Below are 18,408 nucleotides of genomic sequence, written 5' to 3' on the forward strand. Positions count from 1 at the left end.
ATTTGGCTGAGCTGTTATTATCCGCCGTATCTATTCAGTACGGATTGATCCATGTCCTCTCGCGAAATCCGCATCGCCACCCGTAAAAGTGCGCTGGCCCTCTGGCAGGCCGAATACGTTAAAGCCCGACTGGAAGCGGCCCATCCCGGCTTGCAGGTAACGCTGGTGCCCATGGTCAGTCGCGGCGACAAGCTGATCGACTCGCCACTGTCGAAAATCGGCGGCAAGGGCCTGTTCGTCAAGGAGCTGGAAACCGCACTGCTGGAAAATGAAGCCGACATCGCCGTGCACTCGATGAAAGACGTGCCGATGGACTTCCCTGAAGGCCTCGGGCTGTTTTGCATCTGCGAGCGCGAAGACCCGCGCGACGCCTTCGTTTCCAATACCTATGCCAGCCTCGAAGCACTGCCGGCCGGGAGCATCGTCGGCACCTCCAGCCTGCGTCGTCAGGCGCAGTTGCTGACGCGTCGCCCGGACCTGCAGATCCGCTTCCTGCGTGGCAACGTCAATACGCGCCTGGCCAAGCTCGATGCCGGTGAGTACGACGCAATCATCCTCGCGGCGGCCGGTCTGATCCGCCTCGGTTTCGAAGAGCGCATCACCTCGGCGATCAGCGTTGATGACAGCCTGCCGGCCGGTGGTCAGGGCGCGGTCGGCATCGAATGCCGCAGCGCCGATACGCACATCCACGCTTTGCTCGCGCCTTTGCATCACGCCGACACCTCGTCGCGCGTCAGCGCCGAACGTGCACTCAACAAACATTTGAATGGCGGCTGCCAGGTGCCGATCGCCTGCTATGCCGTGCTCGAAGGCGAGCAATTGTGGCTGCGCGGTCTGGTCGGCGAGCCCAGTGGCGGCAAGTTGCTCAGCGCTGAAGCGCGTGCGCCGCGCGGCGAGGCTGAAGCCTTGGGCGTGCAGGTCGCCGAAGACTTGCTGCGCCAGGGCGCCGACGACATCCTTAAAGCGGTATACGGCGAGGCAGGTCACGAGTGACTGGCTGGCGCCTGCTGCTGACACGCCCTGCGGACGACTGCGCGGCGCTGGCCGAGACGTTGGCCGCGCAGGGGATTTTCAGCAGTTGCCTGCCGCTTTTGGAAATAGCTCCGCTGCCGGTGTCTGCCACAATTCGTCAGGCGCTGATGCGGCTGGCGGATTGCAACGCGGTGATCGTGGTCAGCAAGCCGGCGGCACGCATTGCCCTGGATCTGCTTGATACGCTCGAGCGGCAGCCACTGACCATGCCGTGGTTCAGTGTCGGCGCGGCTACCGGGCAGATTCTCCGCGAGCATGGTCTGGATGTGCATTTTCCAGACGCCGGCGATGACAGCGAAGCCTTGCTGCAATTGCCGCGTCTGCTCAAGGTGCTCGGCCAGCCTGGCGCGCGGGTGATGATCCTGCGTGGCGAGGGCGGGCGCGAGCTGCTCGCCGAGCGTCTGCGCGAGTCAGGTGCTAGTGTCGAGTATCTGGAACTGTATCGACGCGAGCTGCCGGGCTATGCGCCGCAAGAACTGCCACGGCGGATCGAAGCGGAACGCTTGAACGGCGTGGTGGTCAGCAGTGGACAGGGTTTCGAGCACCTGCGCCAAATGGCCGGGGAAGCCTGGCCAGACATCGCGCAGTTGCCGTTGTTTGTACCAAGCCCCAGAGTCGCCGAGCTGGCACGTGCCGCCGGGGCTCAAACAGTTGTGGATTGCCGCGGCGCGAGTGCCGCGGCTTTGCTGACGGCATTACGGGAATATCCCGTGGCCGTTCTCTGATGCAAAGGATGGATACGTGAGCGAAACAGCCTTGCCTAAAGATGATGTGCAACCTGTGATCGATACCCAGGTTGAAACTCCACCGCCGGCCGTAGAGCCGCGCCGAGGCAATGGACTGGCCATCGTCGCCCTGTTGCTTGGCGCCGCCGGTGTCGCGATCGGTGGCTGGGGTGTCTGGCAGGTCCGTCACCTGCAGACCAACACCCAGCAGCAGTCCGGCCAGGTGCAGGCGTTGAACGATCAGGCGCAGACCCTGAAGCTCAACGAGCAGCGCCTGACCGAGCGCCTTGCGCAACTGCCGGGGGCCGACGAACTTGCCGAACGCCAGCGTCTGGTGACGCAGTTGCAGGGCGATCAGCAGCGCCTCAATCAGCGTCTGGAAACCGTACTGGGCGCCAGCCGCAAGGACTGGCGTCTGGCCGAAGCCGAACATCTGCTGCGTCTGGCCAGCCTGCGCCTGTCAGCCTTGCAGGACATCAGCAGCGCTCAGGCGCTGGTGCAGGGCGCTGACGAGATTCTTCGCGAGCAAAACGACCCGGGTTCGTTCGCTGCGCGCGAGCAAGTGGCGAAAACCCTGGTGGCGCTGCGCAGTACCGAGCAGCCGGACCGCACCGGTCTGTTCCTGCGTCTGGGCGCGCTGCGCGATCAGGTCATCAATCTCACCGAGCTGGCGCCGGAGTACAAGGACCGCGGCGAATCGCTGCTGGGCCTGACCGCCGACGGCGACGGCGCCAGTCGCTGGGCGCAGTGGTGGGACAAGGTGTCGCGCTATATCCGCATCGATTTCAACGCCGACAAGAATGTGAAGCCATTGCTGGCCGGGCAAAGCCTGAGTCAGGTGCGTCTGGCCCTGAGCCTGGCGCTGGAGCAGGCGCAGTGGGCAGCCCTCAACGGACAGGCGTCGGTGTATACCCAGGCGCTGGCCGAAGCGCGTGACGTGCTCAAGGGCAATTTCAATCCGGACAATCCGCAAAGCAAGGTGATGCTCGAGCAGGTCGGCGAGTTGAGCAAGGAGCCGGTGACCGTCGTGACACCGGATCTGGCCGGCACCCTCAGCGCGGTGCAAGCCTATCTTGAGCGACGCAACGTCAACGCTGAAGACTCGGTGAAACCGTTTGCCAAGCCTGCCGCCAACACCGCGCAGGAGGCTACGCCATGAAACGCCTGTATGTGATCGTGTTTCTGGTGATCGCGGCGACGGCGGCACTGGGGCTGGCGATTGCCGAACATTCCGGTTACGTGCTGGTGGCCTACAAGAGCTTCCGCTATGAATCGAGCCTGTGGGCGACGCTGGCGGTCATCGCCGTGTTGTGGCTGATCGTCTGGGGCATCAAGGCGCTGATCGAATTGATCATGACCTCCAGCGGGGTGGTCAATCCGTGGTCGCGGCGTAACCGCAGCCGGCGCGTGCAGGTGGCGATCGAACATGGTCAGCTGGATCTGGCCGAAGGCCGCTGGGCCAGTGCGCAGCGGCATCTGTCGCGAGCCGCCGAAGCCGAGCGCCAGCCGCTCCTCTACTACCTTGGCGCCGCCCGCGCGGCGAACGAACAAGGTCATTACGAGGACTGCGATCGTTTGCTTGAGCGCGCTCTGGAACGTCAGCCGCAGGCGGAACTGGCGATCGCCTTGAGCCATGCGCAATTGCAGACTGATCGTGGCGATACCGACGGTGCGCTGGTGACTTTGCAAGCGATGCACGAGCGGCATCCGCACAATGCACAGACGCTGCGCCAGTTGCAGCGTTTGTATCAGCAGCGCGGCGAATGGTCGGCGGTGATCCGTTTGCTGCCGGAGCTGCGCAAGGACAAGGTTCTGCCACCGGCGGAGCTGGCAGAACTGGAGCGCCGCGCCTGGGGCGAAAATCTGTCGCTGGCCGCGCAGCGCGAGGAAGACGGCAGCGTGGGCCTGCAATCGCTGACTCGCGCCTGGCAGCAACTGACCTCGGCGCAACGGCAAGAGCCTTCGCTGGTGCTGGCGTATGCCGAACAACTGCGCCAGTTGGGCGCTCAGGTCGAGGCCGAAGAGGTATTGCGTACCGCGCTCAAGCGCAAATACGACAGCCATCTGGCCCGCCTTTACGGTCTGGTGCGCGGTAGCGATCCAGCCCGTCAGTTGCAAACTGCTGAAGGCTGGTTGAAGGATCACCCGAACGATCCGAGCCTGCTGCTGACCCTGGGCCGGCTGTGTCTGCAAACCAGTCTGTGGGGCAAGGCGCGCGATTACCTGGAAAGCAGCCTGCGTGTGCAGCGCAATCCGGAAACCTGTGCCGAGCTGGCAAGGCTGCTGGCGCAATTGGGCGATACCGAGCGCAGCAATCAACTGTTCCAGGAAGGCCTTGGCCTGCTGGATGAGCGTTTGCTGGCGGCGCCGTTGCCGGTGCCGACAGCGGTCTGAAACGGGCGGGGGAGGTGTCTCCCTCGCTACCGCCTACCGCTGAAATTCGATCTTCAAGGCGGCTGCGGGACAAAGTCCTACAGCGTGCTACATCAATTCCTCTCGAACCTGTCGGGTTTTCCCTACACCTCTGGTGAACTGTCCGCAGGGCATCGCCTTGAAAGGCTGACACGCTTTCCTCTACCGTAACCGCCTGTCTCTACTGTTACGGAAAAGCCATGTCGTTGGCCTGCTCACGCTCCTTGTTCTTCATGGCTTTCATTGCGGGGGCCATTGCTCTGGGAGCTTCCTATTATCTTGAATACGCTGTCGGCCTCGCGCCTTGCAGTTTGTGTCTGGTGCAGCGCCTGTTTCTCACGCTGCTCTGCGTTTGCAGCGGGGTGGCAGCGGTGCACGGCCCCAAGCGCATCGGTCTGGGGTTTTACTGGCTGCTGACCCTGGGCGCGAGTCTGGGGGCACCACGGCTGCCTGGCGGCAGGTGTTGATTCAGAGTGACCCGGTGCTGCAACTGCACCATTGCCCAGCGGTTCCCGAAGCGTTTCTCGGTGGGCTGTCGTGGCTCTGTGCGCTACAACGAATGCTCAGCGGCGGCGCTGAATGCGCGGAAATTACCTGGACGCTATTCGATCTGAGCATTCCGGAATGGAGTCTGCTGTTCTTCGTCGCGGTATCGATTCTGGCGGTGTATCAATTGCTGCGGCTGGTCTGGACTGCTCTGCAACGCCCGCTCAGCGGCGAAGCGTCGCACACGCTGCTGCTGCGTGATTAAACACTTGTATGAACTTTATCTCCTGCGTACCTTGAAGCCATAAGCGCGCGGGCATAATCTGGCCCGCACGTGTCATTGGAATCGTGTTGCTCGATGACGCTCTGCCCGATCGTCCCCCAAGCCATATCAAAACAGGGGCGCGGGTGTAGAGCAGCATGACCCACAAGGGAAGAGAGATCGCCATGCTCGAAAGTTGTCAGAATGCTCAGGAACGCTGGGGTGGAGTTAATCTGCTGATCGACCGCTGGTTGCAGGAGCGTCAAGAACTGATCGTCGCCTACGACAACCTCGGTGCGCAGCCTGAAGCACTGTCGGAGAGTCGCAAGCCCTTGCAGGAATTCTGCGGCGTGCTGGTCGATTACGTATCGGCAGGCCACTTCGAAATCTACGAACAGCTGACCGGCGAAGCCAAGGCGTTCAACGACAAACGCGGTCTGGAACTCGCCGAGACGATCTATCCGCGCATCGACGTCATCACCGAGAAGCTGCTCGCGTTCAACGACCTGTGCGATGAAGGCAAATGCGTCGCCGAGAAATTCAAGGAGCTGGGCGGTCTGCTGCACGAACGCTTTGAACTCGAAGACTGCCTGATCGAAGTGCTGCATACAGCACACAAGACTGAGGAGCCGGTTCAGGCCTGATGATTGAAGCCTGAGCAAAAAAAGGTGCGCCCAAAGCGCACCTTTTTTATACCTGATCAGCTCGTCGCGCCACGCAATTCCACCTCAAACACCAGCGGCGTGAACGGCGCGATCAGGTCGCCGGCGCCATCAGCACCATAAGCCTGATCCGATGGAATCACCAATCGCCATTTCGCCCCCACCGGCATGTTTTGCAACGCGGTGCGCCAACCGGCAATCACGCTGTCCAGATTGAACCACTGCGGTTGGCTGTTCTGATCGAACACGGTACCGTCCGGTAGCTTGCCGACATACAGCACCTGCACCTTGCCATCGGGGCCGGCCTTCGCACCGTTACCCGGAACAAGTTCGGTCAGCAGGATGCCGTCGGCCAATTCCTTCACGCCGGGTCTGGCTTTTTCAGCCGTCAGAAAACGCTGTTCGTTTTCCATCGCGGCGTCGCTCGAATGCAGCGATGCCTGCTCGGCATTCTTCGATTCATGGTCAGCCAGAATCTGCTCGATACGTGCTTCACTCAACGCCAATGGCTTGCCTTGATAAGCCTGTTGCAAGCCCTCGATCAGCGCTTGAATCTGCAACTGCGGAACCTCCTGACGCAGGCGCTCGCCAAGACTCGCCCCAAGGCTGTAAGCCAGGTCATGAGCATCATTCGCGGTATTTTTTTCGTCGGCATGAGCGACGGATAAAAGCATGCAGAGGGTTAAGAAAACGTAGCGCGACATGGGCACTCTCCGACCTGAGATGCGCTGGATTATGCCAGCGCAAAGCGCTGCAACGGTGAACTGCTTTGGTTTTCCTGCATGACATTTTCGCTTCGGTGCAACGCAACGGTTTCGATACTGTCAAGATGCCCTAGCGGCGGTATCAGCAGAGGTCTAGTATGAGCCGCACTCACGTCAGCCAGGAGGTAAACCATGTCGGCCACCAAGAAGCCTGTAAATACTCCGTTGCACTTACTCCAACAACTCTCGGGCAGCCTGCTCGAGCATTTGGAAAACGCTTGCTCGCAAGCCTTGGCTGATGCTGAAAAACTGCTCGCCAAGCTGGAAAAGCAACGCGGCAAGGCGCAGGAAAAACTGCACAAATCGCGCACCAAATTGCAGGACGCCGCAACTGCCGGCAAAGCCAAGGCACAGACCAAAGCCAAAGGCGCGGTGAAAGAGCTGGAAGACCTGCTCGATGCGTTGAAGGATCGTCAGTCCGAGACGCGCAGCTACATTCTGCAGCTCAAGCGTGATGCCCAGGAAAGTCTGAAGCTGGCCCAGGGTGTCGGTCGCGTGCAAGAAGCTGTGGGTAAAGTCCTGTCTTCCCGCGCTGCCAAACCAGCCGCAGCACCAGCGAAGAAAGTCGCTGCCAAACCGGCTGCCAGCAAGACTCCGGCGAAAACCGCAGCAGCTAAACCTGCTGCTAAAACGGCGGCCAAACCTGCTGCCAAGGCACCGGTGAAAACCGCGGCCAAACCGGCAGTGAAAGCCGCGGCGAAACCTGCGGTGAAAAAACCGGCTGCGGCGGGCGCTGCAAAACCGGCGGCGAAAACCACCGCTGCCAAACCAGCTGCCGCCAAGCCTGTCGCTAGAACTGCCGCCGCCAAACCCGCTGCAAAACCTGCCGCGACCAAAGCCGCTCCAGCGAAAACCGCAGCTGCCAAACCGGCCGCAAAACCGGCTGCTGCAAAACCAGCTGTAAAAACTGCCGCCAAGCCAGCTGCAAAACCAGCAGTGAAAGCCGCCGCCAAACCGGCAGCCAAGCCAACCGCCGCTGCTAAACCAGCCGCAGCCGCTGCCAAGCCTGCCGCTGCAAAAACTGCCGCCAAGCCAGTTGCAAAACCTGCCGCAAAACCCGCCGCGAAGAAGCCAGCCGCTGCCAAACCAGCTGCCGCCAAACCGGCCACCGCTCCAGTTGCCAAACCTGCCGCGCCAGCCACCCCGGCCGCCGCTGCACCTGCCGCTTCTACCTCGATCCCTACGACTGCGCCATCGCCAGCCGCCGCATCGAGCGCCAGCAACAACCCTACCAGCGCTTCCTAAGTGCCGGTTGCCGCGACGCGCAGCACTTGCAGCGCGTCGCGGTTCGGGCTGGCCGCCGCACCAGTCAGCTCTTCAAGCCAGGTGGTCGAACCGGCAGCGTTCCGGGGCCATGCCTGCGCGACACCCTCAAGCCGTGACAGCAACACTCGCTCAGCCTCAAGCTCGAGTGACTTGATCTGCTCGCGCATACCTTTCAATACAGCATCGTCGACCGCCCGGGTTTTCCATTGCAGGCGCAATGTACGCAGCGGTTGTACCACCTCGGCGTCCCAAGGATCGGTCAGCGTGCGCAGCAGACTCACGCGTTGCTCATCACACGCCACCTCGCGTTGTTCCAGCCATAACCCGCACAACAGCAGGCAGATATTGGCGCCCGCTGTTTGCAATTGCAGGCAGGCATCCTCCACGCCCGCTCGGGCGTAAACATTCAGGGCAAAGCTCCACAGGTCAGAGGACATCGTGCTACTCGCGCCAGTTGTGAGCGAAGCTGGTAGACTCCGCCGCCATTATGATCCGACTTCAGAACCTGACTTTACAGCGTGGCCCGCAACGTCTGCTAGAAGACGCCGAGCTGACCCTGCACGCCGGCCACAAAGCCGGCCTCATCGGTGCCAACGGCGCCGGCAAATCCAGCCTGTTCGCCTTGCTGCGTGGCGAGTTGCACCCGGATTCGGGCGATTGCCTGCTGCCGGCCGACTGGCGCATCGCGCACATGCGTCAGGAGGTCGATACGCTCGAGCGCCTGGCGGTCGACTATGTGCTCGACGGCGACCTGCGCCTGCGTGAAGTGCAGCGCGACCTCGCCGCGGCCGAAGAAGCCCATGACGGCACCGCACTGGCGCGTCTGCACGCCGAGCTCGACAGCGCTGACGGCTACACCGCCGATGCGCGGGCGCGCAAGCTGCTCGCCGGTCTCGGGTTCAGCAACGAGCAGATGGATCGTCAGGTCGGCGATTTCTCCGGTGGCTGGCGGATGCGTCTGAACCTGGCGCAGGCCTTGATGTGCCCGTCGGACCTGCTGCTGCTCGACGAACCGACCAACCACCTCGACCTCGACGCGATCATCTGGCTCGAAGAATGGCTGAAAAGCTATCCGGGTACCTTGCTGCTGATTTCCCACGACCGCGACTTCCTCGATGAAGTGGTCGATCACGTGGCCCACGTCGATCAGCGCAAGCTGACCCTCTACCGCGGCGGCTATACCGCGTTCGAGCGCGCCCGTGCCGAGCGTCTGGCCCAGCAGCAACAGGCCTACGAGAAGCAGCAGGCGCAGCGTGCGCACATGGAAAGCTACATCGCCCGCTTCAAGGCACAAGCGACCAAGGCCCGTCAGGCGCAGAGCCGGATCAAGGCCCTCGAGCGGATGGAAGAACTGTCAGCGGCACATGTCGACTCGCCGTTCGATTTCGTCTTCCGCGAGTCGAGCAAGATTTCCAGCCCGCTGATCGACCTGTCCGATGCGCGTCTGGGGTATGGCGATAAAACCATCCTGGAGAAGGTCAAGCTGCAACTGACCCCGGGCGCACGCATCGGCCTGCTGGGGCCGAACGGTGCGGGTAAATCGACGCTGATCAAGAACCTCGCCGGCGAACTCGAACCGCTGGCCGGGCGCCTCACTCGCGGCGAAAACACCGTGGTCGGCTACTTCGCTCAGCATCAGCTCGACTCGCTGGATGCCAAGGCCAGCCCGTTGCTGCACTTGCAGCGTCTGGCACCGACCGAGCGTGAGCAGACCTTGCGTGATTTCCTCGGCGGTTTCGACTTCCGCGGTGCGCGGATCGATGAGCCGGTGCTGAATTTCTCCGGTGGTGAAAAGGCTCGTCTGGCGCTGGCGCTGATTGCCTGGGAACGACCGAACCTGTTGCTGCTCGACGAACCGACCAACCACCTCGATCTGGAAATGCGCCTGGCGCTGACCATGGCCCTGCAGGAATTCAGCGGCGCGGTACTGGTGGTGTCTCACGATCGGCATTTGCTCAAGAGCACCACCGACAATTTCTACCTGGTCGCTGATGGCAAGGTTGAAGAGTTCGATGGCGATCTTGAAGACTACGCGCGCTGGCTGGTCGAGTACCGTCAGCGCAACGCGCCGGTGAACAACACACCGGTCAACCCGGACAAAACCGACAAGAAAGCCCAGCGTCAGGCAGCTGCGGCGCTGCGTCAGCAACTGGCGCCGCACAAGCGTGAAGCCGACAAGCTCGAAGCCGAGCTGGGCAAGCTGCATGAAAAACTTGCCAAGGTCGACGCCAGTCTCGGCGATAGCGACATCTACGAGCCGGCGCGCAAGAACGAATTGCGTGATCTGCTCGCCGAACAGGCCAGATTGAAGGTTCGCGAAACCGAGCTTGAAGAAGCCTGGATGGAAGCGCTGGAGACTCTGGAAAGCATGCAGGCGGAGCTGGAGGCGCTGTCCTGATGGAAGCGTTCAAGCTGCCGCTGCCGGCCATGTGGATCGAGCCGATCTGGCTCGGCGTGCAGATTCTGCTCATCCTGCTCGCCGGCTACCTGACCCAGCGCGTGGTCGCCCGGGGGCTGACCCGTCTGGGTGAGCGCTATCCGTTCCCGCCACAACTGCTGATGCCGCTGCGCGGTGTATTGCGCTGGCTGATCATGGGCAGCGCGGTGATCTTCGTGCTGGAACGCCTCGGGGTTTCAGCGACCGTGCTGTGGACCGCACTCTCCGGATTCGTCGCGGTGGCGGCGGTGGCGTTCTTCGCCATGTGGAGCGTGTTGTCGAACCTGCTCTGCGCAATCCTGATCTTTACCGTCGGGCCGTTCCGCCTGGGCGACGTCGTCGAGCTGGTCGACACCACCGACAAACCGGGGGTCAAAGGGCGGGTGGTGGCGATCAATCTGCTCTACACCACCTTGATTGAGGCCGAAGAACTGGGTACCGGCAGCGCCATGGTGCAGGTGCCCAACAGCCTGTTCTTCCAGCGTTCGGTGCGGCGCTGGCGCGGGACGGATGTGTTTCCGTCGAGCGGGTTCGAGAAGTAGATTTCCGGCGCCTGATCTGGCGCCTTCGCTCGCACATTTTGATCGCGGTCTAATGTAGGAGCGAGCCTGCTCGCGAAGATGTCCTCAGTAGCACCGCAACATCCAGCAAAAAATCGATAGTCATCCAGCCACAGCCGCATTAGCTTATGTCTTTGTCACAAGCATCAGTCGAGGTGTGCGATGGAGCTTCAAACATGGCTGGCGTTTTTCGCCGCTTGCTGGGTGATCAGCCTGTCGCCGGGTGCCGGCGCCATCGCGTCGATGTCCAGCGGTCTGCAATACGGCTTCTGGCGCGGTTACTGGAATGCCCTCGGCCTGCAGATCGGTCTGGCCGTACAGATTGCGATTGTCGGCGCCGGGGTCGGCGCGATCCTAACGGCTTCCGCCACAGCGTTCCATGCGATCAAATGGTTCGGCGTGGCCTATCTGGTCTATCTGGCAATCAAACAGTGGCGTGCGCTGCCGATGGACATGAGCGATGACGCCGCGGTGCGACCGATCGGCAAGCCGCTGGCGCTGGTGTTCCGCGGGTTTTTGGTGAACATCAGTAATCCCAAGGCGCTGGTGTTCATGCTTGCGGTACTGCCGCAGTTCATCAACCCGCATGCGCCGTTGCTGATTCAGTATCTGGTGATCGGGGTGACGATGATCTGTGTCGATCTGATCGTCATGGCGGGCTATACCGGGCTGGCGTCGAAGGTGCTGCGTTTGCTGCGCACGCCGAAGCAGCAGCGCCGCATGAACCGCACGTTTGCCGGGCTGTTCATTGGTGCGGCGGCGTTTATGGCGACGTTGCGCAAAGCGGCTGCGTAAACCGCGCCGGCACAAAAAGGCGACCCTTGCGGGTCGCCTTTTTTGTGCGTGGGACGCAGAGCGTCCCGGGATGCATTCCCACGCTGAGCGTGGGAACGATCACTCAGCGCAGGATCACCGGCGCGGTGTCGCGCGGCAGATTGTTGCGCTGTGGTGCCTCACGGGGCTGCTCATAACCGTCACCACCGAGCTGCATGCTCAGCTGCCCGGCCACGTCTTCGCCCAGCGCCTTCGACACTTCGCGGACCACCCGTGGACGGTTCAGCGAGATCTTGATGTCGCGATGGTTCACCAGTTTGGTGTCCTGCGCTTCGCCCATCGCCGTAAAGGCCGAGGTGATCTCGTAGGTCCTGGTGTTGATCAGGCTGAAATCTGCCACCAGCGTCAGGCCCAGTACCGCCGAATAGCTGTCGGTGTGCGCCAGCTCGTTGATGTCCTGGGTGAAATCGATATCCGACACCGTGCCGAACAGCACGTAATCGGCGCCCTTGAAATTGCCGGCCTTGATGCGCTTGATCACGTCGTACACATCGCCCTTGGACGAGGCGGTGTACGGCGTGCCCTGCACCAGCTGGAACATGCCGGTACGCAGGATCTCACCTTCGATGTCGCCGGTGAATTTGCGCAACTCGCCCTGCTCGATGTAGCTGGTGGTCGCTTCGATCTCGTTGTAGCTCGAGGAACCGCTGGAGCTGTAGTAACCCTCGCGGTGATTGCTCTGCGCCGAAACGATGTGGATGTATTGCTCCACGCGTTCCTGGTACGCCAGATCCGTCACCGCGACTTTCGGGGCCGCTTGCACGCTGAACGCGCAAGCCAGGGCCATCATGCCAATCCATGCACGCATTGCTTAACGCTCCGTGGTTTTGCGGATCTCTTTTTCGTCCATCCACTCGGCCAGACCGCTTTCGACGTCGATCAGTTGCAGGCTGAATTTGTAGAAGACGTCCTTGTAATCGCTGCTGCGCTTGACGATCGAGCTGATCGAGCCTTCGATGCGATACTTGGCGGCAATCATGTTGCCGGTCTTGGCCACGGTGCTCTTTTTGTACAGGCCGCTCTGGTTTTGCAGCTTGAGCTGGTCAACCTGGCTCTGCATCGCATTGTTGTCGCTGGCGAAACGCGCGACGCCGGTCTTCATCAACTGAGTCTTGATGCTGGTGGTGATTTCGCGGGTATCGATGTACTCGCTGGTCTTGTTCTTCACGTCGTAGACCTGAACCACCGGACGGCCCTGCAAAATGCCGGACTGGGCCAGCGAGCGGGTCATCGACTCGGCGATCATTTGCAGGTCGGTCGAGCCGAATTCGTTGGTCACGGTTTCTACCGCTTTGGTGTCGCCGTAGCTGATGTTCTTGCTGCCCAGCGTCGGCGAGGTGTTGGCGCAACCGGAGGCCAGCAGGGCGATGACAGCGATGCAGGAAAAGCGTGCAAACATGGGAGTGATCTCTGAATCAGGAATAGGGTGACGGGCTTAAGGCGTTTTGATTTCCAGACGGAAATCCATCGCTTTCGGGGTCGGGGCGATGGCCTGAATGAAGCTGGTCTGGGCGCCGTACATCATCTGGCTTTTCCAGACTTCTTCTTCGGCGACCGGGAACCCTTCTGCGCCAAGCCAGGCGAAGCGGTAGTAGAAGATCTTGTTGCTGTTGAGGGTGTTGCTCAATTGCACGTTAACGGTCATGAAGCCGTTTTCGCGGGCCACTCGCATGGCGCCGACAACGATGTGTTTCTGCGGGCCCATGGCCACTACTTTGCTCGCGGCGCTGCCTGGCTCTGGCGGCGGCGGGGTGGCGCAGCCGCTCGCCAGCAAGGCGAGGGCGGCGACGGCGATGAGTTTGAAGCGCATGCAAAGACTCCGTTCTTAAGGTTGTTTGAGGCTGGCGACGCTGGTCGCAGCGGCATTCGGAACGACGTGGGCCGCGAGGCCACCGGCGAACACTTGATTGCCCACGGCGCGCAGGCTGATCACTTGGTAACGCTGGTCGACGTTGACCTTGACTACCGAGCCGCCCACGGCGCTCGGCAGGGTGACCTGATGTTCGCCCTTCTTCAAGCGCAGACGCACCACTTGGGTGTTATCTGGCAGGGTGCGCCACGTACGGGTATCGGCACCTTCGAGCACCGCTGAAGAAATACCCACGGCAAGACCGGCCAGCGGGTTGGTTTCGTTGATCTTCTTCTGCGCCACGCCTTTGGTGATCGCCCTTACGGTGGTGCGCACGATGATCCCCGGCATATCGTCACGTAACGCACGGCGCGACATGGCAGTGGTGCTGTTGAGCGCGGTCAGGTCGACTTGCTTGCCGTCGACGCCAATCTGCGCAAACGGCGCGGTGGAGGTGTCCGGTTTGATGATCGGGAACGACAGCGGGGTGATCACCACGTTGTTGGAGATTGGCAACGGCAGCGGCACGCGGATCGAGTCACGGGCCGGGGCCAGACCGCTTTGCACCACAATCAGGATGTCGCTGTCATCGGATTTGCCCGGCTTGTCGAGATTGACCAGCGCCTGCTCCAGCAGTGGTGTGTTCGGGCGCAACTCGGCGGCTTTGCGATAGCCCGGTGCAGCCAGGTCCTTTTCGCCCAGTGCTTCGTAGACGAAGCCGGCGAGGTAGTGGCTGAACGCACTCTGGTAGCTGTTTTTCAGGCCGACCACTTCCGGGGCGTCGAGGCTGGCGACCGGGTAACCCTGCAAATCCTTGTACTGGGTCTTGATCCCTTCCTTCTCGGCCTCTTCTTCGCTCTTGAGGTATTCCTTGTCGCGCAGGTCGGCGATCACCGCTTCGCGCTCGTGAGTGCGCTTGATCGCAGTGCGGGCGCCGTCGAAATCGTTGACCGCGAGCAGGTTCAGGGCCATCTGCGTGGTCAGCATGACTTTCTCGTAGTCATAGCCTTCGTAGCGACGGACTTTGTCGTTGACCAGGAAACTGCCGAACTGGGCGAGATACTTCGCGCTGTCGAGCTTGACCGCATCTTCCCACTGACCGACCACTTGATCAGCACTGGTCCAGGCATTCTGGCTGCCGGACAAGTCGCCCTTGGCGCGCAGCAATTCACCTTTTTCGAAGTAATAAAGCAGGTCTTTGTCGGTGCCGCTGTTGTTCTTTTCCAGCAAGGTCAGTGCAGCGTCAACGTTGCCGGTGGCCAGTTGCTGATTGGTTTGAGCCAGTTCGGAGTCGTAATTGCGAAAGGCTGAACAGCCGGACAGCAGCGTGACAGCGCTGAGCGCGAGCAGAGTGGGAGCGCGGAATGCCATGGGTACTTCTTCCCTGAGTAGCGATAACTGCAGCCGCGGGTGCTGGTCGGGCTGATGTGACCGATCGACAGTGGCGCTGGCCTCCTGCCAATTCCTCTTGCGAGAGGAGCTTTGATGCCGGCTCGCGGGGGCGAGGGCGCGGCATTATAAGCGTGGCGTGATGGCCATGTAATGCCTTTTTGATGGCGCTGAATGATTCGATGCCACTATCTTGTCGAGTCCGCTACTGCGCTTGGCGCCGCTGCGCGGGAGGGTTGGAAGGCGCTGCCGTTGGCAAACACTCTGGCGCCGAGCGCGCGCACGGAGATGACCTGGCGATTCTGATCGATACGGATCTTCAGCGGCGCGCTGCCGACGGCACCAGGCAAGGTGATCAAATGCTCGCCTTGTTTCAGGCGCAGACGCACTACCTGGGTCAGATTGGGCAGTGTCCGCCAGGTGCGCGTGTCGGCGTGTTCGAAACCGTCCCAGTGGGTCACATACGACGCTTTGCTCGGGTCGCGTCGGTTATCCCTGCCCTGCACGTCAGCAGCGAGGAAGGCTCGATAGGTGGTGCGCTGGATGATGCCGGGCATGTCGTCGCGCAAGGTGCGCAAGGACATGTCCGTGATGCTGTTGACCATGGTCAGCTTCTTCTGCCGGCCATCGATGCTGATTTGGTTGAACGCCGGCGTCGACGTGTCGGGCACCATCACCGGGAACGAGATGTTGGCGACGATGACCTGACCATCCTCCAGTTTGACCGGGTAAGGCACACGCAGCGAACTGCGCGCCGGTGCGAGGCCACTTTGCACGATGATCAGCACATCGCTCTCGCCGGCCTTGAGGCCGGGGCTGTCGAGGTCGCGCAGCGCCTGTTGGAAAAACGGCAGATCCGGGCGCAGCTCGATGGCCTGGCGGTAGCCGGGTGCAGCCAGGTCCTTTTCGCCCAGCGCTTCGTAGGTGAAGCCGGCGAGATAGTGACTGAAGGCGCTCTGATAGCCGTTCTTCAGGGCGATCACCGCCGGTGCGTCGAGCATTACCACCGGATAACCCTGCAGATCCTTGTAATGCACGCGAACGCCCTGTTTTTTCGCTGCTTCTTCGACGCGTTCGTATTCCAGCTCGCGCTGTCGGGCGATCAACGCTTCGCGTTCGTGGGTTTTCTTGATGTCGGCGCGGGCACCGTCGAAGTCATTCACCGCCAATTGATTCAGGGCCATCTGCGTGGTCAGCATGACCTTTTCATAGTCATAACCGTCATAGCGACGCAGTTTGTCATTGATGATGCTGCCCCATTCCTTGCCCATCGCTGCCAACAGCTTGTCGCCGGGGGTTTCGATGGTGTCCTGGCGCTCGATGACCATTTGCTCGGCGCTGCGCCAGGCGGCCTGACTCTGCGGCAGTGCGCCGCCCGCACTCAGCACCGCGCCCTTCTCGAAGTAATAGAGCAGGTCTTTTTGCTCGTCCGGGTTGTGCGCCTCGATCAAGGCGAGGGAGCCGTCAACGTTACCCTGCTTCAATTGCTCGGTGGTCTGCTCCAGCTCCAGATCGTAGTTGCGATATGCCCCGCAGCCGACCAGTTGCACAACGGCGGTCAGCAGCAGCGAAAACAGCAGGCAATGGCGCATGAAACAAGTCTTCCTTGATGGGTGGGGGCGGCTGCCCGTTGCGGGTGCCGATGGTGGCATAGTGCTCGGACCTTGCAAAGATTCCCTGCCGATACCGAGAAAGCTTGAGGGAAACGCCTTCGAAGTGAACAATATGTAACTTCGCATTTCCATTTGAGATTCGTTCATGACTGCCTCGTCCCGATTGCTGGCCTGGCTGCTGTTCCCGTTGTTGGCCCTGAGCAGCCTGCCGCTGCTGGCCGAAACCGTGGAAGGCGCGCCGCAGGCGTTGCACCTGCTCGATTACATCAGCGCGGATTACCCGCCAACAGTCGAGGCGGGAAAGGTCGTCGATGACGCCGAATACCGCGAGCAACTGGAATTCACCCAAGCGCTGCAAGGGTTGATTGCCGGCATGCCGGCCAAACCGGAAAAAGCTGCACTGGAGCAGGGCGTCAGCGCCTTGCACACTGCGATCAGCGCCAGGCAGGACGGTGCCGATGTGGCGCGGCAGGCGCGGCAATTGGGTGCGCAACTGGCGGTGGCATACGAAGTCAGCCAGGCGCCGATCATCACCCCCGACCCGACTCGCGGCGCACCGCTGTATGCGCAGAACTGCTCGGTGTGCCACGGCGACAGCGGTGCCGGTGACGGCCCGGCCGCGCTCGGCATGTCTCCGGCGCCGGCGAATCTGCGTGACGCGGCGCGGCTCGATCATCTGAGCCTGTACGCGATTTACAACACCCTCGGCCAAGGCGTCGAAGGCACTGACATGCCGGCGTTTGCCGATCAGCTCGACGATCGGCAACGCTGGGATCTGGCGACCTACATCGCCGGTTTCAGTGCCGATGCCACGGCGGCAAAAGCCGACAAGACCTACAACATCGCCGATCTGGCCCGCCAGACTCCCGCCGAAGTGCAGGCCGCTGAAGGCCCGCAAGCTGCGGCGACGTTCCGTGCGCAACGGGCGCAGCCGCCGCAGGTCAAGCGTGGCCCGGCGCAGTTGCTCGACTACACCGCGGCGACGCTGGACAAGAGTCTGGCGGCGTACCGCGCCGGTGAGCACGATCAGGCGTACGACCTGTCGGTGGCGGCTTACCTGGAAGGCTTCGAGCTGGTCGAAAGTTCGCTGGATAACGTCGACGCCAACGTGCGCAAGGACACCGAAAAATCGCTGATGGCGTATCGGCAATCCTTGCAGGACGGCCTGCCGGTCGAGCAGGCCGAGCAACGTCTGGACGCGGCCAAGGCCAAACTCAAGGAGTCGGCCGGCCTGTTGGGCAGCGATGGCCTGAGCTGGTCGCTGAGCTACATCTCCGGGCTGCTGATTCTGCTGCGCGAAGGCCTGGAAGCGATTCTGGTGCTGGCGGCGATCCTCGCGTTCCTGCGCAATACCGGCCAGCAATCGGCGGTGCGCAGCGTCAACGTTGGCTGGGGGCTGGCATTGCTGGCCGGCCTGGGCACCTGGGCGCTGGCGGCGTACGTGATTGATGTCAGCGGTTCGCAGCGTGAATTGCTTGAGGGTGCGACGGCTCTGTTCGCCAGTGTCATGGTGTTGTGGCTCGGTGTGTGGATGCACGATCGCCGGCATGCGGCCGCCTGGCAGGATTACATCAAGAGCAGTCTGGTCGGCGGTGGTGGGCGTTTCGGTTTTGCGATCCTCGCGTTCTTCTCGGTGTATCGCGAGCTGTTCGAAGTGATCCTGTTCTACGAAACCCTGTGGCTGCAGGCCGGACCTGCCGGGCACAACGCCGTGCTGGCGGGCGGGGCGACGGCGCTGGTGCTGCTGGTCGGGCTGGCGTGGGTGATCCTGCGCGGTTCGGCGAAGCTGCCGCTGACGCTGTTCTTCAGCATCAACGCGGCGCTGCTGTGCGCGTTGTCGGTGGTGTTTGCCGGTCATGGCGTGAAAGCACTGCAAGAGGCCGGGATCTTCGGCACACGGCCGGTAGCGTTTTTCGACTTCGACTGGCTGGGTATTCACGCCGATGCCTATTCGTTGGCGGCGCAGGCGGTGGCGATTGTGGCGATTGTTGTGCTGTATGGGCGTAGCTGGATGGCTGAGAAACGCCGCGTCGCCGTTTAACCAGCATTCGCTGGCGCTCACTTCGCGAGCAGGCTCGCTCCCACAGGGTCGGTGTGTATCCTGTGGGGGCGAGCCT

17 protein-coding genes and 1 pseudogene are annotated in these 18,408 nt (G+C 61.8%); 11 read left to right on the forward strand and 7 right to left on the reverse strand.

Annotated elements, in window-relative coordinates:
- Positions 1–51: 51 nt before the first annotated feature.
- The 6 genes and pseudogenes from hemC to rsd all read left to right on the forward strand — a co-directional run bounded on the left by hemC (position 52) and on the right by rsd (position 5,561).
- Positions 52–993: a hydroxymethylbilane synthase gene (gene hemC, locus M0746_RS26680; protein ID WP_258451194.1), complete on the forward strand. Its 942-nt coding sequence runs from the start codon at positions 52–54 to the stop codon at positions 991–993.
- Positions 990–1,757, forward strand: a complete 768-nt coding sequence (locus tag M0746_RS26685; protein ID WP_258451195.1) for a uroporphyrinogen-III synthase — start codon at positions 990–992, stop codon at positions 1,755–1,757. The genes hemC and M0746_RS26685 overlap by 4 nt, the downstream gene beginning before the upstream one ends.
- A gap of 16 nt (positions 1,758–1,773) precedes the next feature.
- Complete coding sequence (locus M0746_RS26690) at positions 1,774–2,916, forward strand: uroporphyrinogen-III C-methyltransferase (protein WP_258451196.1); 1,143 nt, start codon at positions 1,774–1,776, stop codon at positions 2,914–2,916.
- Positions 2,913–4,151 carry a heme biosynthesis protein HemY gene (locus M0746_RS26695; protein ID WP_258451197.1) on the forward strand — a complete coding sequence of 413 codons (1,239 nt, stop codon included), beginning with the start codon at positions 2,913–2,915 and terminating at the stop codon, positions 4,149–4,151. Before M0746_RS26690 ends, M0746_RS26695 begins: the two co-directional genes overlap by 4 nt.
- A 218-nt stretch (positions 4,152–4,369) precedes the next feature.
- Positions 4,370–4,920: pseudogene (locus M0746_RS26700) on the forward strand (disulfide bond formation protein B).
- A gap of 182 nt (positions 4,921–5,102) precedes the next feature.
- A complete protein-coding gene (gene rsd, locus M0746_RS26705) occupies positions 5,103–5,561 on the forward strand; it encodes a sigma D regulator (protein ID WP_258451198.1) in 459 nt (152 codons plus the stop codon).
- A gap of 56 nt (positions 5,562–5,617) precedes the next feature.
- Here the strand turns inward: rsd and M0746_RS26710 are convergent, their stop codons facing one another.
- On the reverse strand, positions 5,618–6,283 hold the full coding sequence (locus tag M0746_RS26710; RefSeq protein ID WP_258451199.1) for an FKBP-type peptidyl-prolyl cis-trans isomerase: 666 nt from the start codon (positions 6,281–6,283) through the stop codon (positions 5,618–5,620).
- Between the two features lie 192 nt (positions 6,284–6,475).
- Here M0746_RS26710 and M0746_RS26715 point away from each other — a divergent pair, with 192 nt between their 5' ends.
- Positions 6,476–7,588, forward strand: a complete 1,113-nt coding sequence (locus tag M0746_RS26715; protein ID WP_258451200.1) for an AlgP family protein — start codon at positions 6,476–6,478, stop codon at positions 7,586–7,588.
- Here the strand turns inward: M0746_RS26715 and M0746_RS26720 are convergent.
- Positions 7,585–8,046 (reverse strand): TIGR02444 family protein, encoded by a 462-nt coding sequence (locus M0746_RS26720; RefSeq protein ID WP_258451201.1) that lies wholly within the window; start codon positions 8,044–8,046, stop codon positions 7,585–7,587. The two genes, M0746_RS26715 and M0746_RS26720, sit on opposite strands and share 4 nt — an antisense overlap.
- A gap of 50 nt (positions 8,047–8,096) precedes the next feature.
- Between M0746_RS26720 and M0746_RS26725 the strand changes: the two genes are divergently transcribed.
- The 3 genes from M0746_RS26725 to rhtB all read left to right on the forward strand — a co-directional run bounded on the left by M0746_RS26725 (position 8,097) and on the right by rhtB (position 11,401).
- Positions 8,097–10,007, forward strand: coding sequence for an ATP-binding cassette domain-containing protein (locus M0746_RS26725; RefSeq protein WP_258451202.1), 1,911 nt, complete (start codon positions 8,097–8,099; stop codon positions 10,005–10,007).
- Entirely contained in the window at positions 10,007–10,588 is a 582-nt protein-coding gene (locus tag M0746_RS26730) for a mechanosensitive ion channel family protein (protein WP_093097147.1), read from the forward strand. The genes M0746_RS26725 and M0746_RS26730 overlap by 1 nt, the downstream gene beginning before the upstream one ends.
- 180 nt (positions 10,589–10,768) lie before the next feature.
- Positions 10,769–11,401, forward strand: coding sequence for a homoserine/homoserine lactone efflux protein (gene rhtB / locus M0746_RS26735; RefSeq protein ID WP_258451203.1), 633 nt, complete (start codon positions 10,769–10,771; stop codon positions 11,399–11,401).
- A 103-nt stretch (positions 11,402–11,504) separates the two neighbouring features.
- Here rhtB and M0746_RS26740 read toward each other — a convergent pair whose 3' ends face one another.
- The 5 genes from M0746_RS26740 to M0746_RS26760 all read right to left on the reverse strand — a co-directional run bounded on the left by M0746_RS26740 (position 11,505) and on the right by M0746_RS26760 (position 16,270).
- Positions 11,505–12,248 carry a penicillin-binding protein activator LpoB gene (locus M0746_RS26740; RefSeq protein WP_258451204.1) on the reverse strand — a complete coding sequence of 248 codons (744 nt, stop codon included), beginning with the start codon at positions 12,246–12,248 and terminating at the stop codon, positions 11,505–11,507.
- A gap of 3 nt (positions 12,249–12,251) precedes the next feature.
- Positions 12,252–12,839 (reverse strand): penicillin-binding protein activator LpoB, encoded by a 588-nt coding sequence (lpoB, locus tag M0746_RS26745; RefSeq protein WP_039757415.1) that lies wholly within the window; start codon positions 12,837–12,839, stop codon positions 12,252–12,254.
- A gap of 36 nt (positions 12,840–12,875) precedes the next feature.
- Positions 12,876–13,250 carry a YcfL family protein gene (locus M0746_RS26750; protein WP_090287397.1) on the reverse strand — a complete coding sequence of 125 codons (375 nt, stop codon included), beginning with the start codon at positions 13,248–13,250 and terminating at the stop codon, positions 12,876–12,878.
- A 15-nt stretch (positions 13,251–13,265) separates the two neighbouring features.
- Positions 13,266–14,660, reverse strand: a complete 1,395-nt coding sequence (locus tag M0746_RS26755; protein ID WP_208939302.1) for a COG3014 family protein — start codon at positions 14,658–14,660, stop codon at positions 13,266–13,268.
- Between the two features lie 206 nt (positions 14,661–14,866).
- Positions 14,867–16,270, reverse strand: a complete 1,404-nt coding sequence (locus M0746_RS26760) for a COG3014 family protein (RefSeq protein WP_258451205.1) — start codon at positions 16,268–16,270, stop codon at positions 14,867–14,869.
- 166 nt (positions 16,271–16,436) lie between these two features.
- On the opposite strand from M0746_RS26760, the gene M0746_RS26765 reads away from it, so the two are divergent.
- Positions 16,437–18,332 carry an FTR1 family protein gene (locus M0746_RS26765; protein WP_258451206.1) on the forward strand — a complete coding sequence of 632 codons (1,896 nt, stop codon included), beginning with the start codon at positions 16,437–16,439 and terminating at the stop codon, positions 18,330–18,332.
- Positions 18,333–18,408: the final 76 nt, after the last annotated feature.

Source organism: Pseudomonas sp. S11P7, assembly GCF_023195435.1.
Taxonomy (GTDB): domain Bacteria; phylum Pseudomonadota; class Gammaproteobacteria; order Pseudomonadales; family Pseudomonadaceae; genus Aquipseudomonas; species Aquipseudomonas fluorescens_G.